The following is a 24,355-nucleotide window of genomic DNA, read 5'->3' on the forward strand; positions in this document are numbered from 1 at the left end:
CCAGCCACCCCCTGTGAGGGGTAGGACAACGCGGGACTGGTTCGTGCGCGCCCCCGTGTCCAGGCTCGGTCTCGTTCACCGAACCGAGGACGGACCACATGGATCAGATCACCCTGGGCGACGTCACCGTCACCCGCGTCAAGGAGTTCTACGGCTCGGTCGAGATGAGTCCCGGCCAGTTCTTCCCGGACAGCCCCGACGGCTCGTGGGACGAGCATCGCGGCTGGCTGGCGCCCGACTTCTGGAACCCGGAAACCGGTGAGTGCCACTCGGCGATCCAGTCCTGGCTGCTGCGCAGCGAAGGGCGCACGATCCTCGTCGACACCGGCGTCGGCAACCACAAGGACCGGCCCTACGCGCAGGTGTGGAGCCGCAGGGACACCGGTTACCTCGACAACCTCGCGGCCGCCGGGGTGCGGCCCGAGGACGTCGACATCGTGGTCAACACGCACCTGCACATCGACCACGTCGGCTGGAACACCCGGCTCGACGGCCGCACCTGGGTGCCGACCTTCCCGAACGCGACGTACCTGATGACGCGGCGGGACTTCGAGTTCTGGGACCCGGCCAACGAGCACGAGACGGTGCTCGGCCGCGGCAACCAGAACGTCTTCGAGGACAGCGTCACGCCGGTCCACGAGGCGGGGCTGACGCACCTGTGGGAGGGGTCGTACCGGATCGACAAGAACCTGCGGCTCGATCTCGCTCCCGGGCACACTCCCGGCTCGTCCGTGCTCGCACTGGAGTCCGGCGGCGACCGGGCCCTGTTCGTCGGGGACCTGGTGCACACCGCGCTGCAGATCGTGGAGCCGGAGACCAATTCCTGCTTCTGCGAGGACCCGGCCGAGTCCCGGGCCACCCGGCACAAGCTGCTCGGCCACGCCGCCGAGACCAACGCACTCGTCTTCCCCGCGCACTTCGCAGGCCAGGGTGCCGCGGAGGTCGAACGCGACGGGTCGAAGTTCGCGATCAAGGAGTGGGCGGGCTTCTCCCGCATCTCCTGATACTCCAGGAAAGGAAGTGCTTCCCGTGACCCAGTACGCAGATCCGGTCGTCGAAACCCCGGCGGGCGCGGTGCGCGGCGTCCGCGACGACTCCGGCGAGTTCTACCGTGCCATCCCCTACGCGGCGGCACCGACCGGTGCCCGCCGTTTCACCTCGCCCGCACCGCATCCTGGCTGGTCCGGTGTCCGCGACGGCACCCGGCCTTCGCCGACGGCTCCCCAACCGGCCCGCGACTTCGGCAAGCTCGACATGACCCCCTACTTCGGACCGGGCTGGGTCCGGGGCGAGGAGTACCTGACCGTCGACGTCCGCACGCCTGCCGCCGACAGCGGCGAGCGACCCGTCCTGGTCTTCGTGCACGGCGGCGGATTCGTCACCGGCTCGAACCGCGCGGCACTCTACGACGGCAGCGCGTTCGCCCGCGACGGCATCGTCCTCGTGACGGTGAACTACCGCCTCGGCATCCCCGGTTTCCTCGACCTGGATGGCGCTCCGCCCAACCGCGGACTGCTCGACGTGCTCGCCGCGCTCGGCTGGGTGCGAGCCACGATCGCGGCGTTCGGCGGCGACCCGGACAACGTCACGATCTTCGGCCAGTCCGCGGGCGCCACCCTCGTCGGAGCGCTACTCGCGACGCCTGAAGCCAAAGGGTTGTTCCGGCGGGCGATCATCCAGAGCGGCAGCGGCACCGGCGCCTTCACCCCGGAACAGGCGCGACGGGTCACCACCACGGCGGCCGCCACGCTGGGCGTCGAACCGACCGCCGACGCCTTCTCCGCGATTCCGGACGAGCGCTTCCTCGAAGTCCTGCCCGCACTGGCCGGACTCGACCTGCGCACCAGCACCGCGACAGACCCGTTGGCCGGTCTCAGCCCGTTCAGCCTGGTTCTCGCGGTCCAGCCCGCCGACGGTCTCGCGGACGGCCCGGCCCGCGACGTGGACCTGCTGATCGGGACCAACACCGAAGAGGGGCGTCTTTACCTTGTGCCGCAGGGCGATCCGGAGCCCGCCACGGAGGCGGACGTGCTCGGGGAGGCTCTGTTCGGAGCCGGTACGGCCCGCATGGCGCAAGCCCACGCACAGATCTCGGGCGGCCGCACACACGTCTACTCGTTCGGATATCGCTCGACCGCCCTGAACGGACGACTCGGCGCCGCCCACACCGTCGAGCTGCCCTTCGTCTTCGACATCGCCGACAAGCCTTGGCTGCACGGCGACACTGGCCTGCTCGGTCCCGACCCCGCCCCGGACGGCCTTGCGGCCCGGATCCACGGCACCTGGGTCGCGTTCGCCGGTACCGGGGACCCGGGCTGGGCGGCGTACGACCCGCAGCGGCGGTTCAGCCAGTACCTCACGTAAACCTGGATGACCTTGTCCGGCCTGGTCGGTAATCTCCAGCGGACAACGAAACAGGGGGAATGCGCGTGTCGAGCCACTTCGAGGCGATCGGGATCGGCTTCACCGACCAGGACGAGTTCGGGGAAAAGGTCATTTCCCTGGTCGGTATGGGCGAAACCCGGCAGATCGCCGCAAAGCTCAGTGAACATGTTTGGACTGATGCCTCGGGTGCCCGGCTGGTCGCACAGGTCCGCGACCGCGGGATCGAGTACCTCCTGCCGTGTCTGGCCGGCACGACGCCCGCGGTGCCGGTGCGCGACGTTCGCCTCGTCGACGACGAGACCGCGACGCTCGACCTCCTCGATGGCGTCGAGGGGGAAATGGTCTGTCCCATCGCGGTGGAGCTTGAAGACCGAGCGGTTCTCGCCGACGCCGGCGGGCAGCTCGAGACCGGGTCCCTGGTGCTGGCCGCTCTGGCCGAAGACGTCACCGTGCACGCCGACGCCGAGGCCTACTACGCCTCGCAGGGCGACGACGGACCGAAATTCGCCGCCGACCACTTCATCCCTTCCGGCACCTTCGCGCTCGCAGAGCCCGCGTCCGACTGGACACCCTCAGCTCACGCGCTGTTCGCCGGTGAAGTCATCGAGGCCGAGACTCCCGTGAATACCGTTACCGGTGCGGCATTCCATCGGATCCGGGTCCGCACCATCGCCGCGATCGAAGTCGACGTCGCCATCGCGACCACCGACCTCGAGGAAACACCCGCGCGCGGCAACATCGTGACCGGAACCTTCTTCCTGACCGGAAGGCTGGGGCTACAGCCGCCCGGCACCACGGAAAAGCGGCGGCGCTGGTTCCGGCGATAGGCCCGCTACTCAAGTCCCGGAGATGGACCGGATTCCGGTGATCAACCGGTCGATGTGTTCAGCGGTAGTACCGATGCCGATGCTCGCGCGCACCGCGGTCGGCGTGGTCGCGCCCGCTTCGTCCAGCAGCCGCCGGGTGAAGGGGTGGGCACAGAAGAGGCCGTCGCGCACGCCGATGCCGAATTCGGCGGCCAGGCGGGTGGACACCGTGCGAGTCTCGACGCCGTCGACAGTGAAGGAGACGATGCCCAGCCTGTCCGGCCAGCTGTCGCCTGCTCCCAGTATCCGCACCGCGGGGATCGCCGCCAGGCCGTCGTGCAGCCGGGCCATGAGGGCGTCCTCCTCGGCTCGGACCGTGTCCAGGTCCGCCGCCACGAGGGCATCGCATGCGGCGGCGAGGGCCACGGCGCCGATGACGTTCGGGGAGCCCGCCTCGTGGCGCGCGGCACCGGACGCCCAGCGGACGTCGCCGGGCGCGTCACCGACGTGCGCGGTGGCGCCGCCGCCCGAGAGGTACGGCCGTGCGCCGTCGAGCCAGTCGGCGCGGCCCGCGAGTATGCCGGTGCCGAAGGGGGCGTACAGCTTGTGGCCGGAGAAAGCCACGTAGTCGAGGTCGAGCGCGGCGATGTCGATACGCCGGTGTGGCGCGAGTTGCGCGGCGTCCACCGCGATGCGGGCGCCGAAGCGGTGGGCGGTGGCGGCGAGTTCGGCCAGCGGCCAGACCTCACCCGTCACATTGGACGCTCCGGTGACGGCCAGCAGCACGGGGCCCTCGTCCTGCGTTGAAAGCGCGTTCGTAGCGGCGGAAATCGCTTCACCTGGCGACGAAGGCGCAGGGAGCCGGACGACTTCGTGCCAGGGTAAGAGGTTCGCGTGGTGTTCGCCTTCGAACGTGATGACGACGGTGCCCGCCGGAACGGCGTGCGCGAGCAGGTTCAGCGCGTCGGTGGTGTTACGGGTGAACACCACCGCGTCGTCAGGGCGGCAGCCGAGGAACTCGGTGACGGATTCGCGGGCGGCTTCGTACTTTTCCGTGCACAGCCGGGAAAGCGCACCGGCACCGCGGTGCACGCTCGCGTAGAGCGGAAGCAGCTCCCCCACCACGTCGGCCACTTCGCGCAGGCACGGCGCGCTCGCCGCGTAGTCCAGGTTGGCGTAGGCGATCTTCGACCCGTCGGCCAATCCCACCTTGACGTCGGAGCCCAGCACGCCCAGCGTGTTCCCACTCATCCCGAAGCTCCTCCGCCGACCGGATCACCTGTTCGCACCACATGGTCCCAGCGTTCTCACCAGGTGGACATCTCCTACGCTGCCACGGATCAAGAAAAGGCCCACGGTGAAGTGGCGATCGCACATCCGTTCCGCTCGAACCGCCCGGGATGGCGCGACACGAGCGTGCCGAGGTCGCGCCGGACGGGCACCGCGATCGGGCCCAGCCTCCGTGCCCAGTCCGCCACCGGCCGCGTGCCCAGCGCCTTGGTGATCGCGTCCGGTAGTTCTTCGCTTGATGGCAGCGAAATGCCGAGGAGCGAACACAGCGCGTCGACGTCGTCGGTCACGATCGCGAGCAGCCCGTCGGCCGCCGCGAAGACGCCGTCGACGGCGGCGGGCGACGGCTCGTGCAACAGCGCGTCCGCCGCGGCCAGCAGCGACGTCGTGACCTCGCCACCGCGGCCGGTGCGCTGACGCGCCACCAGCGCGGCCAGGATCCCTTCCGCCGAAACGAATCCGCCCGCGACGTCCACCATGATCATCAACGTCGGACGCGGCGGTGCCCCGGCGTGCGTCAGCGCGTCGGCCACCCCGGAGTAGGCCTGGACCATGTAGTCCGTGCCGGCGGGCGGGTTCTTCCCCAGCGCGTCACCCCAGCCGCACGCTGCCGCATACACCAGTCCGGGGTTCACCGCGTGCAGGGTGGCCGCGTCCAGGCCGAGCTCGATGTCCTTGCCGGGCGCCCAATTGTGCAGGAAGACGTCGGCGTCGCGGATCAGCTCCAGGACTTCGGCACGGCCCTCCGCCTGCTTGAAGTCGATCTCGGCGACCCGTTTGCCGTCGTTGAGGACGCGGAACTTCGCCGAGCAGTCGCCCGCCATCGGCGGCATGCCCCGCAGGGGGTCGCCGCCCGGCGGTTCGATCCGGGTGACGGTCGCGCCGAGCAGCGACAGCAGCCGGGTCGCCAGCGGGCCCTGCACCCGGCGCGTCGACTCGACGACGTGGATTCCGGCGAGCGGAAGACCTGCGGTGGCCCCGGATCCGGGCGGCGCCGCACGTCCGGCACGGAAGGACCACGGCGGTGAGCCCGCGTCAGGATCGGTGCGCCGGTCGGCCACCGTCCGCACCGGGCAGACGTGCATCCCGGTCGACGCGGCGATCGAGCGGATCTCCTCGAACGAGGTGGACTCGGCCGCCTCGTGCAGCTCGCGCGGGAGCGACACCGACGCACGTTCGTAGCGGAGGAGGAACGGCCGCCAGCCCCGGCCGATCGCTCGTTCCGGCGTTCCCAGCGAGGCCCAGAACCGTTGCCAGGCCTCACCGCTGAAGGCTTCGACCTCGAACGCGACTCCGTCGGCGGAGACGAACGGCGGCCGCGCCGCCGACGGCGTTCCTTCCGGTCCCTCGGGATCCTCGTCCGCGGTGGCGGCGGCGATGTACTGCCCGACCGCGAACAAGGCGACGCCGTCCGCGCCCAGCTCGACCCGGGACACCGGGTTTCCGCGCAGCTGAGCCAAAGTCGTGGCCAGCATGCCCTGGACGGCGGCGATTCCCGTGAGCACCGAAACATAGTCGACGCCCAGCGGGCGCGGCTGAGCCTCCGACCGTCCGTGCAGTGCCATGATCCCGCAGTCGGCCTGCACGAGGTTCTCCGGGAACTGCCCGCGCAAACCGGCCTCGGCCGAAACGCCCGGCCCGATCAGGCTGAGGGGTCCGGGTCGCGCGGCATCGACTTCGGCCTCCAGCATCCGCAGCCGATCGAGCGCGGTCTCGACGGCCGGGCCGGATCCACCACAGTGGACCCGGAAACCTTTCAAAGGGGCGGAAAAAGACACGACGAACCTCCGGAAAGCGAATGCGGGAACGGCCTGGCGTCCGCTGCGGCGGACGCCAGGCCGGAAGGGTCCGATGGCGAAGGACTACACCGGAACAGATTCCCCACGCGGTGGCGGCACCGCGGCGGCCTTGCGGGCGGCCCGGCGCTTGATGACCCGCTCGCCCCAGTTCATCAGCGGGCGTTCCAACAGGTAGTACGAGATCGTCGACAGGATGATCGTGCCGACCAGGGTGACCAGTTGCAGCTCCCAGAACCCGGTGCCGGCGCGGATCATCATCAACGGCATCGGCTCCCCGTTGAAATAGGCGTTCGGCTTCTGCAGATAGAAATGCATCACCGCGAACTGCCACAGATAAACGCCATAGGAGATCTTGCCGATGAACAGGATCACCCGGTTGGTGAACACCGCGCGAATGAAGCGCGACTCGGGTCCCGGCGCGACCATCGAAAGCAACAGGGTCGCCGAGAGAATGGCCAACAGGCCGTAGAAGATCCCGAGTGCGGTGAGACTGTAATAGTCGTCCATGCCGATTTCACTGCCGGGACGGGCGCAGTTGATGAGCAGGCAGGTCAGCGCGATGCCAAGGAACAGCACGCGGTGGCGGCCGGCGAAAGCGAGCAGCTTGGGCGTATCCCGGGGCGACGCCTTCTGCAGCTCCAGCCAGATCGCGATGACCATACCGATCGCGACCTCGGGCATCAGGCCCATCGGGTACCAGAACAGCGCGCGGGTGCCGAGGCCGTTCATCTGCGAGTACAGCAGCCAGGCAATACCGGCCGCGAACAGGAGCGGCACCGGGAGCATCATCCGGTACGCCCGCGCCCGCGCGGTCCTGCCGCGGGACGCGAACTTGAAGGTGGCCCAGGCGAGCAGCGGCAGCAGGAGGTAGAACTGCGCCATATCCGGCACGGTCCACGTGATCTCCATGCCGTTGCTCCAGCCGTCCCAGTCGTAGATGTGCAGCAGCAGCATCGGACGGAGGACGTCCCACAGGTTCTCGACCTGCTGGAGGTTCAGCGCGACCAGCACCACGAGGTACATCGCGTAGTACGCGGGGAGCAGGCGCAGCACCCGCCGGATCACCGTGCCTTCGCGTTTGCGCGGAGTGCCGTTGATGATCGACTTCGCGAAGCCCTGGTAGACGAACATGCCCGTGAGCACGAAGAAGACGCCGGCGAAGATCTGCAACCCGCCGGTGAAGAAGCCACCGACCGCACTGGTCGAAGCGATCGTGCCGCCGAGTTCCTTGGTGCCGAGCACTCCCGCGATCATCGCGACGTGTGTGAAGAGCAGGGCCAGCGCGCAGACCCCGCGCAGGCCGTCGACGGCGAGATAGCGTTGTTTGGCTGGCTTTTCCGCGGCTGCGGGCGGCCCGCCAGTCCGCGTTGCGGTAACGCTCATTTGTGCGTCCTTTCTCCCAAAAGCGATGGGGGTGAACCGCGTTCGAGCATTTCCACGTCACGCGGCGGAACCCAGACCAGTAACCGGCTGCCTCGCAAGCTTCGCACCGCCGGATGGGCTACGTCTTATCCCATTCTGCGAGCATTTCCGCCGTGAGCGGGGTCGTGAAGACCAGTTCGAAGGCTACTGCGGTTTCAGCCTTGATCAACGGAGGATCGGGGACACTCACCGTCCCCGATCCTCCGTTGATCAAGCACGGCCGGTCGAGAGGGGCGACACCGATCCCAGCGGCAGTCGAAGACAGTCCGCCAGAACCGTCCTTACCACTCACGAGGCCGGCTCAGGCGGCTTCTTCTTCGAGGCGTCGCGCGATGTCCGCGCGCAGGACCTTCTTGTCGATCTTCCCGATCGGCGTGCGCGGCATCGCGTCGACGACGACCAGCCGCTCCGGCAGTTTGAACCGGGCCACCCCCGCCGTCTCCATGACGTCGATGACGTCTTGCAGCGCGACGGAATTGCCGGGGGTCGGCACGACGTAGAGGCAGCCGCGCTCCCCCAGCACGGGATCCGGCATCGCGACCGAGGCCGCCATCTCCACCGAGTCGAGCTGATAGGCGAAGGACTCGACCTCCTCGGCCGCGATCTTCTCGCCACCGCGGTTGATCACGTCCTTGGTGCGCCCCTCGACGACGACGTAGCCGTCCGGGCGCAGCCGCACGACGTCGCCCGTGCGGTACCAGCCGTCCGGGGTGAAGGCGCGCTCGTTGTGTTCGGGCGCGCGGTAGTAGCCGCGGATGGTGTACGGGCCGCGGGTGATCAGCTCGCCCTGCTCGTCCGGCGGGACCGGATTCCCGTCGGGGTCGACGACGCGCAGTTCGTCGGCCGGATTGATCGGGCGGCCCTGGGTGTCGCAGGTGATGTCGAACGGGTCGTCCAGCCGGGTGAGGTTGGTCAGCCCCTCCGCCATCCCGTAGCCCTGCTGCAACGTGCAGCCGAACACCGAGCTGATCTGCCGGACCAGCTGGTCCTGCAGCCGCGCGGCGCCGAGCGTCAGCACCTGGAACGACGACAGGTCGTGGTGCTGGTCGGCCTCGCGGTACTCGAGCCAGCGCACCACGATCGCCGGCACCACCGACGTCACCGTGGCACGTTCGGTCTCGATCGCGCCGAGCGAGTCACGCGCGGACGGCGACGGCGAGACGACCACGCGGCCGCCCGCCCACAGCACGCCGAGGATCGCGCTCAGCGGGTAGTTGTGCCCGAACGGCAGCACGGCGAGATACACCGAAGAGGCGTCGAAACCGAAAGCGTCGGCGGATCCGTCGACGTAGCAGGCGTAGTCGTCGTGGGTGCGCGCGATGAGCTTCGGCAAACCCGTGGTGCCACCGGAAAGGATCAGCAGCGCGACCGAACGAGGGTCGGGAGCCGACGCGTCCAGCTCGGTGCGCGCCGCCGCGGGATCCGGCGCCGGGGCACAAAGGGCGCGCAGGTCGACGTGGCCGTCGCGGACGTCACCGGCGACGATGACGTGCTCGATCGTCTCGGCCCCGGCGGCGATCCCGGCCGCGAGCTCCTGGTGGTCGAAGTCCTTCACGCGGTCCGGCACGGCGATCGCGCGTGCCTCGGACAGCTCGGCCAGGTAGGACAGTTCGTGCCTGCGGTGCTGGATCAGCGCCATCACCGGGATCACGCCGAGCCGGAAGCACGCCAGCGTCAGCACGACGAACTCCCAGCCGTTGGGCAGCTGCATCAGGAGCCGGTCGTCGGGCCGGAGACCCAGCGCACGCAACCGCTGGGCGGCACCGTCCACACGGGACAGCAGTTCGGCATAGGTCAGCCTGAAGTCGCCGTCGGTCAGCGCTTCGACGTCCGGAGTCGCGTCGGCGGCGGTCACGAAGCGCGAAGCGAGCGCCTGGCCCTTCCAGTGGCCTTCGGCGACATAGCGCTCGACGAGGTCGTCGGGCCAGGGGACCGTTCCCGCACGGCTCGGCTGGACAGGTTTCGAGGGCACGACGGCCTCCCTTTCTCGTGGAATCATCCGAAGGACACGAAGCGCGCGGGCATGGACTTGGCGCCGTTGACGAAGTTCGATTCGAGCCGGGTCACCGGCCCGGTCAGGCGCAGGCGGGACAGCTGCGGCAGCAGTTCGGTCAGCAGCGTCGACATCTCCAGCCTGGCCAGATGCGCGCCGAGGCAGAAATGCGGGCCGATCCCGAACGACAGGTGGGGGTTGGGATCGCGGCCGAGGTCGAGCCGGTCCGGATCGGTGAACACGGCCGGGTCGCGGTTGGCCGAGGTGTAGTAGACGACGACCTTGTCGCCCTCGGCGACGGACTGCCCGGCGATCTCCGTGTCCCGGACGGCGGTGCGGCGGAACTGCATGATCGGCGTGACCCAGCGGATCAGCTCGTCGACCGCGGTGGCCACCGGCACTTCGCCGGACACCAGCCTGTCCCGTTCCGCCGGGTTGTTCACCAGTGCCTCCAGCGAACCGGAGATCAGGTGACGGGTGGTTTCGTTGCCCGCGACCACCAGCAGCAGCCAGAAGCTGCAGAACTCGCGGTCGCTCAGGTGTTTCCCGTCGACCTCGGCGTTGACCAGCCTGCTGATCAGGTCGTCGGTCGGGGTCTCGCGCCGGGACATGCCGAGCTTCATCGCGTAGGCGAACGCCTCGGCGAAGGTCCGGCGGTACGCCTCGACGTCGCCGCCGCCGAACTCCGGGTCGTCGAAGCCGACCAGCGCGTTGCTCCAGCGGTAGAGCAGGTGCCGGTCGTCCGGCGGGAACCCGAGCAGATCGCACAGGACCAGCAGGGGCAACTCGGCGGCGAAGTCGGCGACGGCGTCGAACTCGGCGCCGTCGGTGACCTTCTCCACCAGCCGCCGCGCGTGCCCGGCGATGCTGTCACTCAGCCCGCGGACCGATTTGGGCGTGAACACGGTCGCGACCAGACGGCGGATCCGGACGTGCTCCGGGCCGTCCATGCTGACCAGCAGTTGCCGGGTCTGCTTGAGGTCACCCGGCGTGCGCGGGTCGGGCAGGAAGGCGCCTTTGGCCGCGGACGAGAACTCCTCAGGCCGCCGTGACACGGAGTAGACGTCGTCGTAGCGCGTCACCGCCCAGTAGCCGGAGCCGCGCTGGGTGGTGCTGCCGGCACTGGAATGCCGCGTCAACAACGGTTCCGGGGTCCAGGCCACCGGTTCGGTCTCGCGACGGCGGGCGAACTCCGCATGCGGCACGCCGTCGGCGAACGTCGCCGGATGCGCGATGTCGGGCCGCTCGATGCCGATCACGGCGAAACTCTTGCGCAGCACGTCCTTGCGGAGTTTGCCGGTCGCCTCACGGGGCAGCCGCTCGATGACGTGATACGTCCTCGGGGTTTTGAAGCCCGCCAAGGATTTGCGGCAGAACGGGTCCAGCAGAGCGAACAGGTCGGCGGGGGCCTCGCCGGTGACCTCGACGACGGCGGCGACCCGCTCACCGAACTCGTCGTCGGGGACGCCGATGACGGCGACGTCCCGGACCACCGGATGATTGAGCAGCACGGCCTCGATCTCGGCCGGGTACACGTTGACCCCGCCGGAGACGATCATGTCCTGCGCGCGGCCGGTGAGATAGAGGAAACCGTCCTCGTCGAGATGGCCGACGTCGCCGAAGGTGAAGGTGCCCGGTTCCAGATGCGCGGACCGCGTCTTCTCCGGGGCGTTGTGGTACCTGAAGCTCTGGCCTTTGACGCGGCGGACGAACACCTGTCCGGAAGCACCGATCGGTTGCGGGGTGCCGTCCTCGCCGAGGATCACGATCTCGTTCGGCGGCACGGCCTTGCCGACGCTGCCGGGATGCGCGAGCCAGTCGCGCGAGCCGGTGAGCGTGACCGCACCGCCCTCGGTGGCGCCGTAGTACTCCGTCAGCACGGGACCCCACCAGTCGATCATCCGGCGCTTGACGTCCGGCGGGCACGGTCCGCCGCCGTGCCACACGCGGCCGAGGCTCGCCCCCGAGAACCGCGCGCGGACCTCCGGAGGCAGCCGCAGCAGACGGATGAACTGGGTGGGCACCAGATGCGCGGCGGTGATCCGCTCGCGATCGATCGTGTCCAATGTGGACTCGGGATCGAACGAGCGGCGGATCACCAGCGTCGAGCCGAGCAGCAGACCGAGCAGGGAGAAGAACAGCTGGGACGAGTGGTACCAAGGACCGTCGAGCAGGCATCGTTCGCGCGACGGGACGTCCAGGACGACGTGCGCGTACCGGGTCAGCTTCGCCACCCGGGAGAACGGCGCGCCGACGACGAACAGGCCGTTCACCACGCCTTTGGGCGCGCCCGTCGTGCCCGAGGTGTACAACATCGTGGCGCCGCAGGTCTGTCCATCGGGTTCGGCCGAGGACATCCGCGCCAGCAACGGTTCCGCCGCTTCGAAACCGGCCTCGTCCGCGGAACCGGTGACGATCAGCGTCGCGCATTCCCCCGTGGAACGGGCGACCGCGCGGCCGGCCGTCTCGGCGTACGAAGGCTCGACGACCAGCGCCTTGCTCCCGGAGTCCGAGACGATGTAAGCGATTTCGGGATCGGTGAGATGCCAGTTGATCGGTACCACGGTGATCCCGGAGTGCAGGCAAGCCAGGAGGACCTCGAAGGTCTCGCGACGGTTGCCGAGGACACAGGCCAGCCGGTCACCCTCGCCGATCCCGCGGTCACGCAGGAGGGCGATCCAGCGGTTCACCCGCTCCCCCAGCAGCCGCCACCCGACCGCGCCCGCCTCGTCGACGATCGCGACCCCGGTCCCGTCCTCGGCGATGTAGTCGTTCAGTAGCGTCGGCATGACCTTCCCCTCAATCTCCTTTGGTGAACCCGCGTCCGGTCGTTTCCAGGTATTCGACGAGTAAGGCAAAGTGTGTTGCCAGGGATCACACCGGTGGGTAGTGCCTCTGTGACGAGACCGGCGGCGCCGCCGGCAGACTCAATCCAGCAAGTCCGGTTGGCGGCGCACGAGATCGGCGTACAGCGGCCGGAAGTTGAGCCGCCCCATCCCCGGCGTACCGATCATCGACGCGGTGTGCCGCGCGACCGCGGGCTCGATCGGCACCGGCTTCCCGGCCGCTTCCGCGAGCAGTTGCACGTGGCACGAGCCGTCCATGGTGGTGAACCACCAGGCCGCCTCCTGCACCGTGCCGCCGACCGTGAGCAGCCCGTGGTTGCGCAGGATCACCGCCTTGCCCGTGCCGAGGCGGACCGCGATCCGCTTGCCCTCGTCGGAATCCAGCACCACGCCGCCGAATTCGTCGAAGACCTCGTGGTCCTCGTAGAACGCGCAGGCGTCTTGGGTGATCGGGTCGAGCTTGCGGCCCAGCGCCGCCCACGCGCGCCCGTAGGTGGAGTGCGCGTGTGCGACGGCGACGACGTCGGGACGCGCCGCGTGGACGTGCGAGTGGATGACGAACCCGGCCGGGTTGATCCTCCCGTCGCCTTCGACGACTTCACCCCGGCTGTCGACCAGCAGCAGGTCGCTGACCCGGACGTGTCCGAAGTGGACACCGAACGGGTTGATCCAGAACCGGTCCGGGTCGCCGGGGTCGCGGGCGGTCACGTGCCCGCCCGCGCCCTCGTCGAAACCGCGCACCGCGAACAGCCGCATGGTCGCCGCCAGGCGTTGCTTGCGGTAGAGCCGTTCCTCTTCGACGGTCCTCATCCGCAGCCGCCCGGGCTGTCCCAGTCGTAGGCGGCCCCCTCGTCCAGCAGTTCGGCGGGTACGCCGTACCACTGGTCGGTGGGCAGCTCGGTGACCGTGGCCTCCTGGTCCTCGCTCATGCCGCACGCTCCTCTCGCACCGTGGGCTGCCAGACCCCGAGGAAGCCGTCCAGCCGGTCGAATCCCCAGAAGCGGTGGCGGCCCCACTTGAAGTACGGGATGCCGAAGATGTCGTCGAGATAGGCCTGGTAGAGGCATTCGACACCCTCGGCGCGGATCTCCGGGTCGTCGACGGCGCCCACGGCCAGTTCCGGGTCGAGCCCGGCCCGCTCGGCCGCCGCACGCACGATGCCGGGCTCGCAGATGTTCTCGCCGCGACCCCAGCGCGCGTCGTTCAGCGCGTCGTAGAACGGCCACTCGACACCCTCGCGGCGGGCACGCAGCCAGGCCAGATGCGGCAGCTCCCACCACGGTTCGATGTCGATCGGCCAGGCCATCTTGCGGCCCTGCTGCTCGGCGATCCGTTTGGTGTCCATCAACATGTACAGATGCTTCGCGCGGCTCATCTGCACGTAGTGGAACTCGCCGCCGCGCTCGTCGAGGCCGGCCCCGGTGACCGTGTCCGGATCCCAGTACGGGAGGCATTGCAGCTGTTCGAGTGCACCGGGTACCTCGGCGCGCAGCTTGTTGATCGCGAGCCAGCTGTACGGGCTGCGCAGCGAGAAGTACAGCTTGGCGGGCCGGCTCACGCCCGGTCCCCGATCAGCGCGTGCACGACACCCTCGTCCAGCTGCGCCATCCCGCCCGCGCCAGGACCGGCCGCGATGGCGTAGCCGTGCAGGATCTGGGCGGTCGCGACCGGCACCAGCTCCTGGCCACGCTGGACGTAGCAGTCCATCCGGCCGTCGAACATGACCCCGCGCAGGATGTCGGTGACGGTGAACACCGTGTGCACCGTCTCCTCCATGCGCGCGTCCTCCAGCAGCCGGACGCGGGCGCGGGAGACGACCGGGATCCACGCGCGTTCGGACAGCATGCGGCCGACGGAGATGCCGCGTTCGGCGAGGTACCGGTCGACGACCTCCTCCAGCGTCCGGACGAAACCGGAATGCTGGACGCGGTCGGAGTAGTGGCAGTAGAAGTACGGCGCTCGCCAGGACCACAGGAACGCGCCCGGCGCCGCGGTCAGCACCGACTCGGCGGTCTCGCCCGCCGGGATGGCGATCCGCTCCACTGTGGACGTCAGCGCCGGGACCTCCAGATGCGCCAACGTCTCGGGCGCGGCCGCCGTGCCGTCGGCCGCCCGCTCGCGGACCAGCGCGACGGTGACCTTGCCGCGCAGCACGGTGACCTTCTCCCCGTCGCGGACCACGGAGAGCTGGACGTTCAGCTTGTCGCCGCGGCCGGGGGTGACCTCGACTTCGACCTCGTCGTCGAGTTCCAGCACCGCGGGCAGCTGCACCGAGCAGTCCACGATCTCCGCGCCGAGGCCGTGCTCGAGGAACAGGTCGCGCGCACTCGTGCCCTGGTCGCGCAGCCACTGCAGGACACCCTGCTCGACCAGGTACATGAAGTGCTTGAAACCGATCCAGGTGCGGATGTTGGCGCCCTCGAACGCGGGGCGGCCGTGCGTGACGGTCCGGCTTGGCCGCAGGACTGCGGTCATCGGAGCTCACCTACCTTCGGAATGGTCCGGACGTCTTCGACGAGGCCGGTCACCTCGGCCGCGGCGTACCGGGCGTAGCGAACGTGGAAGAAGTGGTCGCCGCGGTCGAGCGTGTGCAGCGTCGCCCCCGGCATGCCGTCGGCGAGAGCGCGCGCCGATTCGGCGGGCAGCGTCGGGTCCATGCCGCCGACCAGCACCTTCGTCGGGATCTCGACGTTGCCGAGCTGGAGGTCGGCGCTCGCGGCGTAGCGGTCGAACACCGCCGCGAAGCCGAGCGGCCCGGCGCGGTTCAACGCGATCTTGACCATGCCGTCGACGACCTCGGGATCCAAAGTGGCCGCCCGTTTGCCGAGCCGGGCGCGGACCCCCTCGCCGACGTGCGCGGTGAACGTCTCGCGCGAACGCTCGAACATCCGCCACGTCACCTCGAACCGGGGCAGCCGGTAGAACGGGCAGAACAACGCCACCGACGAACCGACGCGCGGGTCGAGCCCGCACATCAGGTCCAGCGCGGCGTTGGCACCGAACGAATGCGCGACGAGGACGTCCGGAGTGGCGCCGACCATGTCCAGGCCGTCGCCGAGCCATTTGCCGAAGGAGCGGTTGCGCCAGCGGAAGTCGTTGCCCGCCTTCCACGGCAGCTCCAGCGAAACGACCCGGTAGCCCTGGTCGAGATGCGCGGCCAGCGGCGTCCAGCTCTTCCAGTGGCCTTCCATCCCGTGTGCGAACAGCACCAGCGGCGCACCGGGCCTGCCGGGCGAGATCGTGTGCGCCTTCACCGCCGAACCGTTCACCGGTACCCCATCTCATCGCTGTGGTGTGTGACGGCGACCGAAACCGACGGCCCGCCGTCCGGCCGGTGCGGGCCGATGCCCACGCGGCCTTCGCCTTCCGCCACGGCGAGGTGGGCGGCGAGCGCGAGCTCCACGACCCCGTGCGCGCCGTAGAAGTCGCCCCACCGTTCCTTGATGTCGAAACCGCCGGATCCGACCGTGCGCCGGGGCGGCGGCGCGACCGGGTCGACGTCGACGACCAGGGGCCCGGCGTTCTCGCGCCAGGGTTCGAGGATCACGCAAGCGCTCCCGGAGCGCAGCGGTCCGTCGTGCAGGATCGAGGCGATTTCGTCCTCCGGTTCGGCGCCGACGAGCACCACCCGCGTGGCCCGGCCGGAGCGCAGCAGCAGACTCGCCATCCGCAGGCCGGCGTGCCCGGCCGTACTGCCGGAACACAGCATCAGGTTGGGGCCGCCGAAGCCGAACCACAGCGCGACCGTGCTGGCCACGACGTTCGGCGACACGTTGGGCGCGTCGAGCACGCTCACCCCGCGGCCGCCTTCCGCCTCGACCGCGCGCGTGACCTTCGCGACCGTCTCGACATTGCCGAGGTTGCTGCACGCGACCACGGCGGTGCCGGTCTCGATCGGCCCGGTGACCCGGTGCCCTGGTTCGAAACCGAGCGCACGATGCACCGCGCACAACGCCAGCCGGGTCGAGGGTTCCTTGTACAGCAGGCCTTTCCGCCCGAGTACGGTGGCGGCCTTCTCCGGCGGCGCGCCGTCGAACTCCGCGATTCCCGGCAGGTGCAGGCTCCAGCCGGTGAGCAGCAACCGGGCTTTCATACGCGCTCCAGCAGGGTGACGGCGTTGACCCCGCCGAAGCCGAACGAGTTGACCTGCACCAGATCCGGCCGCGCGGTGACCGTGTCCCCGATGACCAGCCGTAATCCGATGCCCTCGTCGAGCGGGTCGGTCAGGCCGGCGACCGCGGGCACCTCGCCGGAGGCGAAGATCCGCAGCGCGACGTCCACATTGACCAGTGCGGCGCTGCCCGAGGTGTGGCCGGTCGACCCCTTCACCGCGGTGACCAGCGGGTTCCCGCCGCCGCCGAGCACGACCTTGCGCATCGCCTCGCATTCGACCGGGTCATTGAGCGCGGTGCCGGTCGCGTGTGCGACCACGAGGTCCACATCGGACGGTGCGCGGTCCGCACGCGTGTAGGCGTCGGACATCGCGCGGGCGATGCCCTCGATGTCCGGCGCCGTGGCGTGGTGGGCGTCGCAGGAAAGCCCGGTCGCGGCGACCCGGCCGAGCGCCGGGCCGTCCCAGCTCTCGGGCACGACGACGAGCGCCGCCGCGCCCTCGCCGAGGAGTACGCCGGTACGCTCGCGGTCGAACGGGCGGACACGCTCGGTCGGTGTCTCGGCGACGCGCCCGACCATGGCGAGCATCGACCGCGTCATCGCGTCGGCGGCGGCGACCACGACGGCGTCGCATTCGCCCAGTTCCAGCATGTCCTGTGCGAGCGCGAGCACATGGCCGCCGGCGCTGCACGCGTTGACGACCGTGGTCACGTACGTGGCGCCGGGCAGCGTTTCCGCCACGACGTCGGCGAAGTCCAGCCGTCCGGCGGACACCGGCTCACCGGTGAGCGCCAGCCGTTCCACCGCGGACAACTCGCGCAGTCCCGTGCCGACGAGGACGGCGACCCGTTGCGTCGCAGTGTCCAATCCGGACTGCGCGACCGCTTCCTTCAGACATTCGGCCAGTAGCCGTCCCGCGCGGAACGGCTCACCGGCCAGCTCGGCGTGGTAGCCATAGGCCACGTTCAGCTGTCCGGAATCGCCGTACCGCAGCGGTGAGACGCCGCAAACGCCGCGGAGGAGACCGTCGAACGTCTCCGCTCCCGAACCGAGGCAGGTGCGCACCGCGCTACCCGCGATCAAGACCGCCATCGGCGTACCTCCTCACGATGGCGGCGCCGACGGCACCGTCCGCGCCCCGCGCGGTGAGCAGGCTCAGCCCGCCGGGGCGGACATCGCGGTCTTCGGCCAGCAGGACACCCAGCGCCACCGCGCCGGAGGCCGCGTCGCATTCGCCGAACAGCCGCTTGACCATGACCCGCTCCGGGCGGTGGCCCAGCGCTCGGACGATCGGGCCGTACTCGCGCTCGTCGCCGTCTTCGACCTCACCGGTGTACACAGTGGACACTTCGGACGCGTCGACGCCCGCCTTCGCGAGGACGCGATGCACACATCCGGCGAGCGCGGTCTCGGCCGCTTCACCACCGCCCGGCCCGTATGCCGTCGCGACCGCGAGGACGCCGGCGCGCTGCCGCGTGCCCGCCCACTCCGGGGTGTTCTCCTTGGCCAGCACGAACATCCCGGCCGCCTCACCGGCGGCGACGACGTCGGTCGCCCCGGTCAGATGGGTCGCCCACGCGCGGTGCGGGGTGAACTCCTCCACCGCGCCCGCGACGACGACGTCGACGTGACCGCGCTCGATGGCGTTGCCGGCGTACCGCAGCACGTTGAGGAAACCGAGGGTGCCGCCCGCGATGGTGGTGTTCGCCCCTCGCAGACCGAACCGGATGGCGACCTGCCCGGCGGCGCAGTTCATCACCGTGTTCGGGAACAGCATCGGGTTGACCAGGTACGGTTTGTCCTGCACCAGGGTCTCGCGGGTGTAGTCGCTGGTGGACTTGAAGCTGCCCAGCGAGGTCCCGAGCACCACGCCGATCCGCGGCCGGACCTCGTCGTCGAGGGACACCCCGGCCTCGCGCAACGCCTCCTGACAGCACACCACGGCCAGCCCGGTGGCCCGGTCGTAGGTGCTGGTCCCCTTGCGCCCCAGGTGTTCGCGTGGGCTGAAGCTGTTGAGGAAGTGCCCGCTCGTCGCGGGCAGCGGCTCTTCGTAGAGGTCGCCGATCTCGTGGCCCTTTTCGACTTGGCCCGCCTCGGCCAGAGCGAGCCGCTTCGCCAGCGCGTCCACGCCGACGCCCGCGGAGGTCAGCGCGCTCCAGCCGGTCACCACCACACCGCTCATTCTGGCGCTCCCAACATCACGATGGCGTTGTTGCCACCGAAGGCGAAACCGTCGTTCTGGACCACCCGCACGGTCGCCGGGCGGGCCGCGTTCGGCACCGGGTCGACGCCCAGTTCCGGATCCGCGGTGGTCCAGTTGACCGTGGGCGGCAGGAAACCGCGGTCGATCGCGATGGTCGAGGCGATCGCCCCGAACCCGCAGGCCGCGCCCATGGTGTGGCCGAGCATCGACTTGATCGAGCTGATCGGCGGCGGGCGCTCGCCGAAGACCTCGATCACGGCCTTGCTCTCGACCAGGTCGTTCACCTGCGTGCCGGTGCCGTGCGCGCAGATGTAGTCCACATCGGACGGTGAGATGCCGGAGTTGCGGTGTGCGATGCGCATGCATTCCGCGACCGTCGGCGCGTCCGGCGTGACCGGGTGGATGGCATCGCAGTTGACGCCGTACCCGAGCAGTTCCGCGTAGACCGTGGCGCCCCTTTTCCGGGCGTGTTCGTAGGTTTCCAGGGCGAGCACGGCGCCACCCTCGCCGGTGAGGATCCCCGCGCGGTCCTTGTCGAACGGGGTGCAGGCGTCCTTCGCCAGCGCGCCGAGCCGGTAGAACCCGGCGTGCGCCCAGCGGCACACCGAATCGGCGCCGCCGGCGAAGACGACGTCGGCCTCGCCTCCGGCCAGCAGGTCGTAGGCGTAGCCGATCGCGTAGTTGCTCGCCGAGCAGGCGGTCGCGATGGTCAGCGACTCGCCGGACAAGCCCAGCTCCTCGCTGACCGCGTTCGCCAGCCGGTTGGCAGGCAGCTGGGTCAGCAGGGCCGGGTCCTGCGCGGCGAAACCGCCCTCGATGATCTGCGCGGTGAGCGCCTCCGCGACCGCGGACTCACCGCTGGTGGTACCCATGATCGCGTGGGCACGCCCCGGCGCCACCGACGTCAGGTCGAGCCGGGCGTCGGCGAGCGCCAGCCGCGCGGCACTGGCCGCGAACTGGCTGGACCGGCCCCACTCCGCCGGGTCGACCCGGCGGAGCTGGGCACCCGGATCGAAGGTCTGGACCTCGCCCGCGTTCCGGTGCGGGAACCCGGCCGGGTCGAAGCTGGTGATGGGCGAGATCCCGGATCGGCCGGTGCGCAGCGCCTCGGCGAACGCGGCTATCCCGATCCCGATGCTCGACACCGGGCCGACCCCGGTCACGACAACGCGGGCCACGGTTCATCCCTTCTTGACGGAGTGCCGGATCAGGGCGTCGTTGACCGCCTTGAGCGTGCGCAGCTCCGGCAGTTCGGCCTGCGGGATCTCGATCTTGTACTGCTTGTCGATCCTGGCGAGGATCTCGATGGCACGCAGGGAATCGGCCTCGTAGTCGTCGATGAAGTCCCCGTTGTCCTCAAGTTCCTCGGGCTCGAGCTCGAGCACCTCGGCGACCAGCTCGCGGAGCTCCTCGAGCTGGGTGTCGGTCTGCGTCATGACGATCCTCCGGTTTCGTTGTCCGCGTGCGGTTCTCACGCCGCGGGCCGCACAGGGCGCCGCGTCGCGGTCAAGGTGGTGACGGTGGCGATCAGGCGATCACCGACCCAGGTCCGGCCGGTGGCGAAGGCCGTGTCGGCCAGTACCGATTCCAGGCGGACCTCGTGGCGCAGCACGTCACCAGGGCGGGCGGCGGCCGTGAAGTGGTAGTCACGGGCACCGATGAACATCAACGTCGAGTCGTCGTCCTCGACCGGCGCGCGGCCGTCGAGCCAGAGGAGCGCGGCGCTCTGCCCGAACGACTCGATCATCAGCGACTTCGGGTAGTCGTACCGGCTCGCCGATGCTCCGTCGGGAATCCCCGCGTAGCACGGCTCGGTGCCGGTGACCGCCTTGATCGTGACGATCGACTCGCCGGGGACCAGGTCCAGCACCCGGTCCACCAGCAGCAGCGGATACCGCTGCGGCAGCAGGATCCGGATGTCGTGATGCTCGGTCATTCCGCGTCCTCCTCGAAGGTGGCGCGGACCTTGGCCGTCGTCGTCTCGCCGAGCACGGCCCTACCGATGACTTCCCAGCCGTCCGGGGTGCGCTTCGCGGTGGCCGTGAGCACCATGAGGTCGCCGTCGAGCAGCGGCGCCAGGAACCGGACCGAGCGGACGGTGCGCAACCGCGCGTTGGTGGCCTCCCGCATCGCCTGCTCCAGCGTCTCGATGACGAAGACGCCGGGGTACACGGCCTGACCGGGGAAATGCCCGCGCAGATTGGGTTCCTTGCCGTCCACGGTGATCCGGGCGACGAGCTCCAGATCGTCCCCGTGCCGCCGGACGTCCAGCGTGTCGACCGCCCGCAACGGTGCGGCGTAGGCGGGGATCGGAGTCACAGCGTGATCCCCCCGTCGATCTGCAGCACCTGTCCGGTGATGTAGGAGGCGCGGTCGGACACCAGGAACGCGACCAGTTCGGCGACGTCCTCGCCGGTGCCGAACCGCTTGGCCGGGATCTGCGTGAGCGCCTTGGCGCGCTGCTTTTCGCCGAGGGAACCGGTCATGTCGGTCTCGATGAAACCGGGGGCGACGACGTTGACCCGGACACCGTGCCCGGCGACCTCCTTGGCCAGCGACTTGCTGAAGCCGATGATCCCGGCCTTGCTCGCGGAGTAGGCGGTCTGGCCCGCGTGGCCGTGGACGCCGGCGACCGAGGACATGTTGACCACGACGCCACCGCGGTTCTTCATGAACCGGAAGGCCATGGTGCGGCAGAAGTTCCAGGTGCCGGTGAGGTTCGTGGCCAGTACCGCGTGCCAGTCCTCGGCGCTGGCGAGTACCAGCGGGCTGTCCTTGGTGATCCCGGCGTTGTTGATCAGCAGATCGATCGGGCCGAGCTTCTCCTCGGCGTCCTTGACGAACCGCTCGACCGCTTCGGAATCGGCGACGTCGCATTCCGCGAAATACGAGGGCACACCGACGGCGGCGATGTCCTCTTCGGTTTCTTCCGACGCGGCGCTCGCTTTCGAAAAACAACCCGCGACGGCGTAGCCCTCCTGGGCCAGCCGCAGCGCCACGGCCCGGCCGATCCCTCGTGAAGCCCCGGTGACCAGGGCCCGGTGGTGCTCCGCCACGACGCCTCCTCGTTTTCCAGCACAATTTGTTTCCATTTTAAGAAGCGCGGCGCAAACTATTCTTCTCATCGTTTGCCGCGAGCTCCGCGAGTACTTCGGCGGTGTCCGCGCCCGGCCGCGGCGCACCGTGGCGGACCTTCGTCGGAGTACGGGAGAATTTCACCGCCGGCCCGACGATCGGCGCGGTGGTGCCATTGCTCAGCACCGTTTCCTGAAGCATCGCCCGCGCTTGGACGTGCTCGTCGGCGACGGCTTCGGTGAGCGTGCGCACCGGCGCGGCGACGAGCCCGCGGCCGTTCAGCACGTCGAGCGCTTCGGCGAGCGGACGTCCCGCGCACCAGCCGGAGATCATCGTGTTGATCGCGTCGCGGTTGGTCATCCGTTCGGCGGCCGTGCGGAAACCGTCCGCGAGACCGAGTTCCGGCCTGCCGATGATCTCGGCGAGCGCGCGCCAATGCCGGTTGATCGCGACGGCGAGATACAAATGGCCGTCCGCGCATTCGTAGACATTGGCGGGCACGACGAAATCGGTCTCGTTGCCGACCCTCGGCGGCGGGGCACCGGTCGCGGCGAGGGTCGGCAGGCCGCTGCTGCTGGCGAGCAGGCAGTCCACCATGGACACGTCGACGTGCTGACCTTCGCCGGTCCGGTTCCGGTGCGCCAGCGCGGCGAGCGCGCCGATCGCCGCGTGCAGGCCGGCCAGCTCGTCGGCGAGGAACGTCGGAGCACGCACCGGCGGCCCCTCGGGCAGGCCGTTGAGCGACATCCACCCGGCCGCGGCCTGGATCGCGGGGTCGTAGGCGGGCAGATGCGATTTCGGGCCGTACTGCCCGAATCCGGACACAGACACGAACACGACGTCCTCGCGTGCCGACCGGCAGGCCTCGTACCCGGCGCCCCAGCCGTCCAGCGTGCCGGGTTTGTAGTTCTCGACCACGATGTCCGCGTGCGCCACCAGTTCCAGGAAGCGCATGCGGTCGGTGTCGACGCGCAGGTCCAGCCCGGCACTGCGTTTGTTGCGGTGCACGGTTTCCCGGAACCACGACAGCCCGGTGCCGGGGATGTTCGGCGGCACCTCGCCGTCGTGGCCGTCGGCGAGTTCGATCCGGACCACGTCGGCCCCCATGTCCGCCATCACGCAGGTGGCGAGCGGACCGGACCAGACCTTGGTCACGTCCAGGACGCGCACACCCTCCAGCGGGCCGGCCGAACCTGCCCGTGCCCGGCGGAAGAACTCCTCTTCGCGCATGGTCAAAGCCTTTCCAGCAGTGAGGCCGTGCCGAGCGAACCGCCACAGCACATGGTGATCAGCGCGGTCGAGGTGCCGGTGCGTTCGAGTTCGTGCAGTGCCGTCACGAGCAGGCGGGTCCCGGTCGCGCCCAGCGGGTGACCGAGCGCGATGGCGCCGCCGTTGACGTTGACGCGGTCGATGTCCGCGCCGTGCGCCTTGGCCCAGTTCAGCACCACGCCGGCGAAGGCCTCGTTCACCTCACAGATGTCCACATCGGACAGTCGCCGTCCGGTCCGGCGCAGCACTCGTTCGGTGGCGACCACGGGACCGTCGAGCAGGTAGTAGGGATCGGCGCCGGTGACGACCTGGCCGACCAGCCTCGCGCGCGGCGTCAGGCCGAGCGCGCGGGCTTTCCCATACGACATCCAGAGAATGGCGGCGGCCCCGTCGGAGATCTGTGACGTCGAACCGGCGGTGTGCACCGCGCCCTCGATGTTCGGCCGCAACGCGGCGAGCCCCTCGCGGGTGGTTTCGCGGATGCCCTCGTCGCGGATGACCGTGCCGACAGGGGAGACTTCACGGTCGAATCGGCCCTCCTGCCACGCACGGGCCGCGCGCTGCTGGGAGAGGAGACCGTAGTCGTCGGCGTCCGCGCGCCCGATGCCCTCGCGCGCGGCGATCCGCTCGGCGCCACCGAACTGGGCCTTCGGCGGGTCGTCCCACGGATAGTCCCGCGTCTTGTAGTGCCCGGGGCCCTGGTAGAGGTTCGTGCCGATCGGCACCCTGCTCATCGACTCGACGCCGCAGGCGATCCCGGTGTCGATCGCGTCCGCGGCGATCAACGCGGAGATCAGATGGTTCGCCTGCTGTGCCGATCCACAAGAGACGTCCACTGTGGAGCATCCGACGGCAGGGTCGAAACCGGAGTTGAGCCAGGCGTTGCGGGTGACATTGAGGCTCTGCTCGCCGGACTGGGTCACGCAGCCGCCGATGATCTGGTCGACGTCGCCGGGCTCGATACCGGCGCGGGCGATGACCTCCAGCTGGACGTGCCGCATCAGCTCGACGGCCTTCAGCTCGGCGAGCACCCCACCGCGTTTGCCGAGCGGGGTGCGGACGGCGGAGACGATGACCGGGGTCCGGTCGTTCAGCGCGGCCACGGGCGGGTACCTGCCTCTCCACCGGACGGGGTGCCCGGCTTCCCCATCGTG

Annotated in this window: 23 protein-coding genes; 3 read left to right on the plus strand and 20 right to left on the minus strand. The window is 69.7% G+C overall.

The features are described 5' to 3' along the window. Positions 1-98: 98 nt before the first annotated feature. The 3 genes from DL991_RS16335 to DL991_RS16345 all read left to right on the plus strand — a co-directional run bounded on the left by DL991_RS16335 (position 99) and on the right by DL991_RS16345 (position 3,212). Positions 99-1,004 (plus strand): MBL fold metallo-hydrolase, encoded by a 906-nt coding sequence (locus DL991_RS16335; protein ID WP_125785163.1) that lies wholly within the window; start codon positions 99-101, stop codon positions 1,002-1,004. A gap of 25 nt (positions 1,005-1,029) precedes the next feature. Continuing rightward, on the plus strand, positions 1,030-2,364 hold the full coding sequence (locus tag DL991_RS16340) for a carboxylesterase/lipase family protein (RefSeq protein ID WP_125785164.1): 1,335 nt from the start codon (positions 1,030-1,032) through the stop codon (positions 2,362-2,364). A 146-nt stretch (positions 2,365-2,510) separates the two neighbouring features. Next, positions 2,511-3,212: a hypothetical protein gene (locus DL991_RS16345; RefSeq protein WP_233598868.1), complete on the plus strand. Its 702-nt coding sequence runs from the start codon at positions 2,511-2,513 to the stop codon at positions 3,210-3,212. 9 nt (positions 3,213-3,221) lie between these two features. Here the strand turns inward: DL991_RS16345 and DL991_RS16350 are convergent, their stop codons facing one another. The 20 genes from DL991_RS16350 to DL991_RS16440 all read right to left on the minus strand — a co-directional run bounded on the left by DL991_RS16350 (position 3,222) and on the right by DL991_RS16440 (position 24,304). Continuing rightward, on the minus strand, positions 3,222-4,442 hold the full coding sequence (locus DL991_RS16350) for an aminotransferase class V-fold PLP-dependent enzyme (RefSeq protein ID WP_125785166.1): 1,221 nt from the start codon (positions 4,440-4,442) through the stop codon (positions 3,222-3,224). 89 nt (positions 4,443-4,531) lie between these two features. After that, positions 4,532-6,259 (minus strand): CoA transferase, encoded by a 1,728-nt coding sequence (locus DL991_RS16355; protein WP_125785167.1) that lies wholly within the window; start codon positions 6,257-6,259, stop codon positions 4,532-4,534. Between the two features lie 84 nt (positions 6,260-6,343). Next, on the minus strand, positions 6,344-7,663 hold the full coding sequence (locus DL991_RS16360) for an acyltransferase (RefSeq protein WP_125785168.1): 1,320 nt from the start codon (positions 7,661-7,663) through the stop codon (positions 6,344-6,346). A 340-nt stretch (positions 7,664-8,003) separates the two neighbouring features. Beyond that, positions 8,004-9,674: a (2,3-dihydroxybenzoyl)adenylate synthase gene (locus DL991_RS16365; protein WP_125785169.1), complete on the minus strand. Its 1,671-nt coding sequence runs from the start codon at positions 9,672-9,674 to the stop codon at positions 8,004-8,006. Positions 9,675-9,697: 23 nt separating this feature from the next. Next, positions 9,698-12,484, minus strand: coding sequence for a cytochrome P450 (locus DL991_RS16370; RefSeq protein ID WP_125785170.1), 2,787 nt, complete (start codon positions 12,482-12,484; stop codon positions 9,698-9,700). A 138-nt stretch (positions 12,485-12,622) separates the two neighbouring features. Continuing rightward, a complete protein-coding gene (locus tag DL991_RS16375; RefSeq protein WP_125785171.1) occupies positions 12,623-13,351 on the minus strand; it encodes a class II aldolase/adducin family protein in 729 nt (242 codons plus the stop codon). Then, positions 13,348-13,470, minus strand: coding sequence for a hypothetical protein (locus tag DL991_RS43755; RefSeq protein WP_255431380.1), 123 nt, complete (start codon positions 13,468-13,470; stop codon positions 13,348-13,350). The genes DL991_RS16375 and DL991_RS43755 overlap by 4 nt, the downstream gene beginning before the upstream one ends. Continuing rightward, entirely contained in the window at positions 13,467-14,099 is a 633-nt protein-coding gene (locus DL991_RS16380; RefSeq protein WP_125785172.1) for a 2-hydroxychromene-2-carboxylate isomerase, read from the minus strand. The genes DL991_RS43755 and DL991_RS16380 overlap by 4 nt, the downstream gene beginning before the upstream one ends. Then, positions 14,096-15,016, minus strand: a complete 921-nt coding sequence (locus DL991_RS16385) for a thioesterase family protein (protein ID WP_125785173.1) — start codon at positions 15,014-15,016, stop codon at positions 14,096-14,098. The genes DL991_RS16380 and DL991_RS16385 overlap by 4 nt, the downstream gene beginning before the upstream one ends. Next, a complete protein-coding gene (locus DL991_RS16390) occupies positions 15,013-15,810 on the minus strand; it encodes an alpha/beta fold hydrolase (RefSeq protein ID WP_125785174.1) in 798 nt (265 codons plus the stop codon). Before DL991_RS16390 ends, DL991_RS16385 begins: the two co-directional genes overlap by 4 nt. Continuing rightward, positions 15,807-16,634, minus strand: a complete 828-nt coding sequence (locus tag DL991_RS16395) for a beta-ketoacyl synthase N-terminal-like domain-containing protein (RefSeq protein WP_125785175.1) — start codon at positions 16,632-16,634, stop codon at positions 15,807-15,809. The genes DL991_RS16390 and DL991_RS16395 overlap by 4 nt, the downstream gene beginning before the upstream one ends. After that, complete coding sequence (locus DL991_RS16400; RefSeq protein WP_125785176.1) at positions 16,631-17,746, minus strand: beta-ketoacyl synthase N-terminal-like domain-containing protein; 1,116 nt, start codon at positions 17,744-17,746, stop codon at positions 16,631-16,633. The genes DL991_RS16395 and DL991_RS16400 overlap by 4 nt, the downstream gene beginning before the upstream one ends. Then, positions 17,724-18,836: a beta-ketoacyl synthase N-terminal-like domain-containing protein gene (locus tag DL991_RS16405; protein ID WP_125785177.1), complete on the minus strand. Its 1,113-nt coding sequence runs from the start codon at positions 18,834-18,836 to the stop codon at positions 17,724-17,726. The genes DL991_RS16400 and DL991_RS16405 overlap by 23 nt, the downstream gene beginning before the upstream one ends. Further along, positions 18,833-20,035 carry a beta-ketoacyl synthase gene (locus tag DL991_RS16410; protein ID WP_125785178.1) on the minus strand — a complete coding sequence of 401 codons (1,203 nt, stop codon included), beginning with the start codon at positions 20,033-20,035 and terminating at the stop codon, positions 18,833-18,835. The genes DL991_RS16405 and DL991_RS16410 overlap by 4 nt, the downstream gene beginning before the upstream one ends. Positions 20,036-20,038: 3 nt before the next feature. Further along, positions 20,039-20,293: an acyl carrier protein gene (locus DL991_RS16415; RefSeq protein ID WP_005155526.1), complete on the minus strand. Its 255-nt coding sequence runs from the start codon at positions 20,291-20,293 to the stop codon at positions 20,039-20,041. Between the two features lie 35 nt (positions 20,294-20,328). After that, entirely contained in the window at positions 20,329-20,793 is a 465-nt protein-coding gene (locus DL991_RS16420; protein WP_125785179.1) for a 3-hydroxyacyl-ACP dehydratase FabZ family protein, read from the minus strand. Then, positions 20,790-21,176, minus strand: a complete 387-nt coding sequence (locus DL991_RS16425) for a 3-hydroxyacyl-ACP dehydratase (RefSeq protein ID WP_125785180.1) — start codon at positions 21,174-21,176, stop codon at positions 20,790-20,792. The genes DL991_RS16420 and DL991_RS16425 overlap by 4 nt, the downstream gene beginning before the upstream one ends. Then, positions 21,173-21,913 carry a 3-oxoacyl-[acyl-carrier-protein] reductase gene (gene fabG, locus DL991_RS16430; RefSeq protein WP_125785181.1) on the minus strand — a complete coding sequence of 247 codons (741 nt, stop codon included), beginning with the start codon at positions 21,911-21,913 and terminating at the stop codon, positions 21,173-21,175. The genes DL991_RS16425 and fabG overlap by 4 nt, the downstream gene beginning before the upstream one ends. A gap of 37 nt (positions 21,914-21,950) precedes the next feature. Then, positions 21,951-23,162, minus strand: coding sequence for a CaiB/BaiF CoA-transferase family protein (locus tag DL991_RS16435; protein ID WP_125785182.1), 1,212 nt, complete (start codon positions 23,160-23,162; stop codon positions 21,951-21,953). A gap of 2 nt (positions 23,163-23,164) precedes the next feature. Beyond that, complete coding sequence (locus DL991_RS16440) at positions 23,165-24,304, minus strand: steroid 3-ketoacyl-CoA thiolase (protein ID WP_125785183.1); 1,140 nt, start codon at positions 24,302-24,304, stop codon at positions 23,165-23,167. Between the last annotated feature and the right edge of the window lie 51 nt (positions 24,305-24,355).

Source organism: Amycolatopsis sp. WAC 01375, assembly GCF_003947325.1.
Lineage (GTDB): Bacteria > Actinomycetota > Actinomycetes > Mycobacteriales > Pseudonocardiaceae > Amycolatopsis.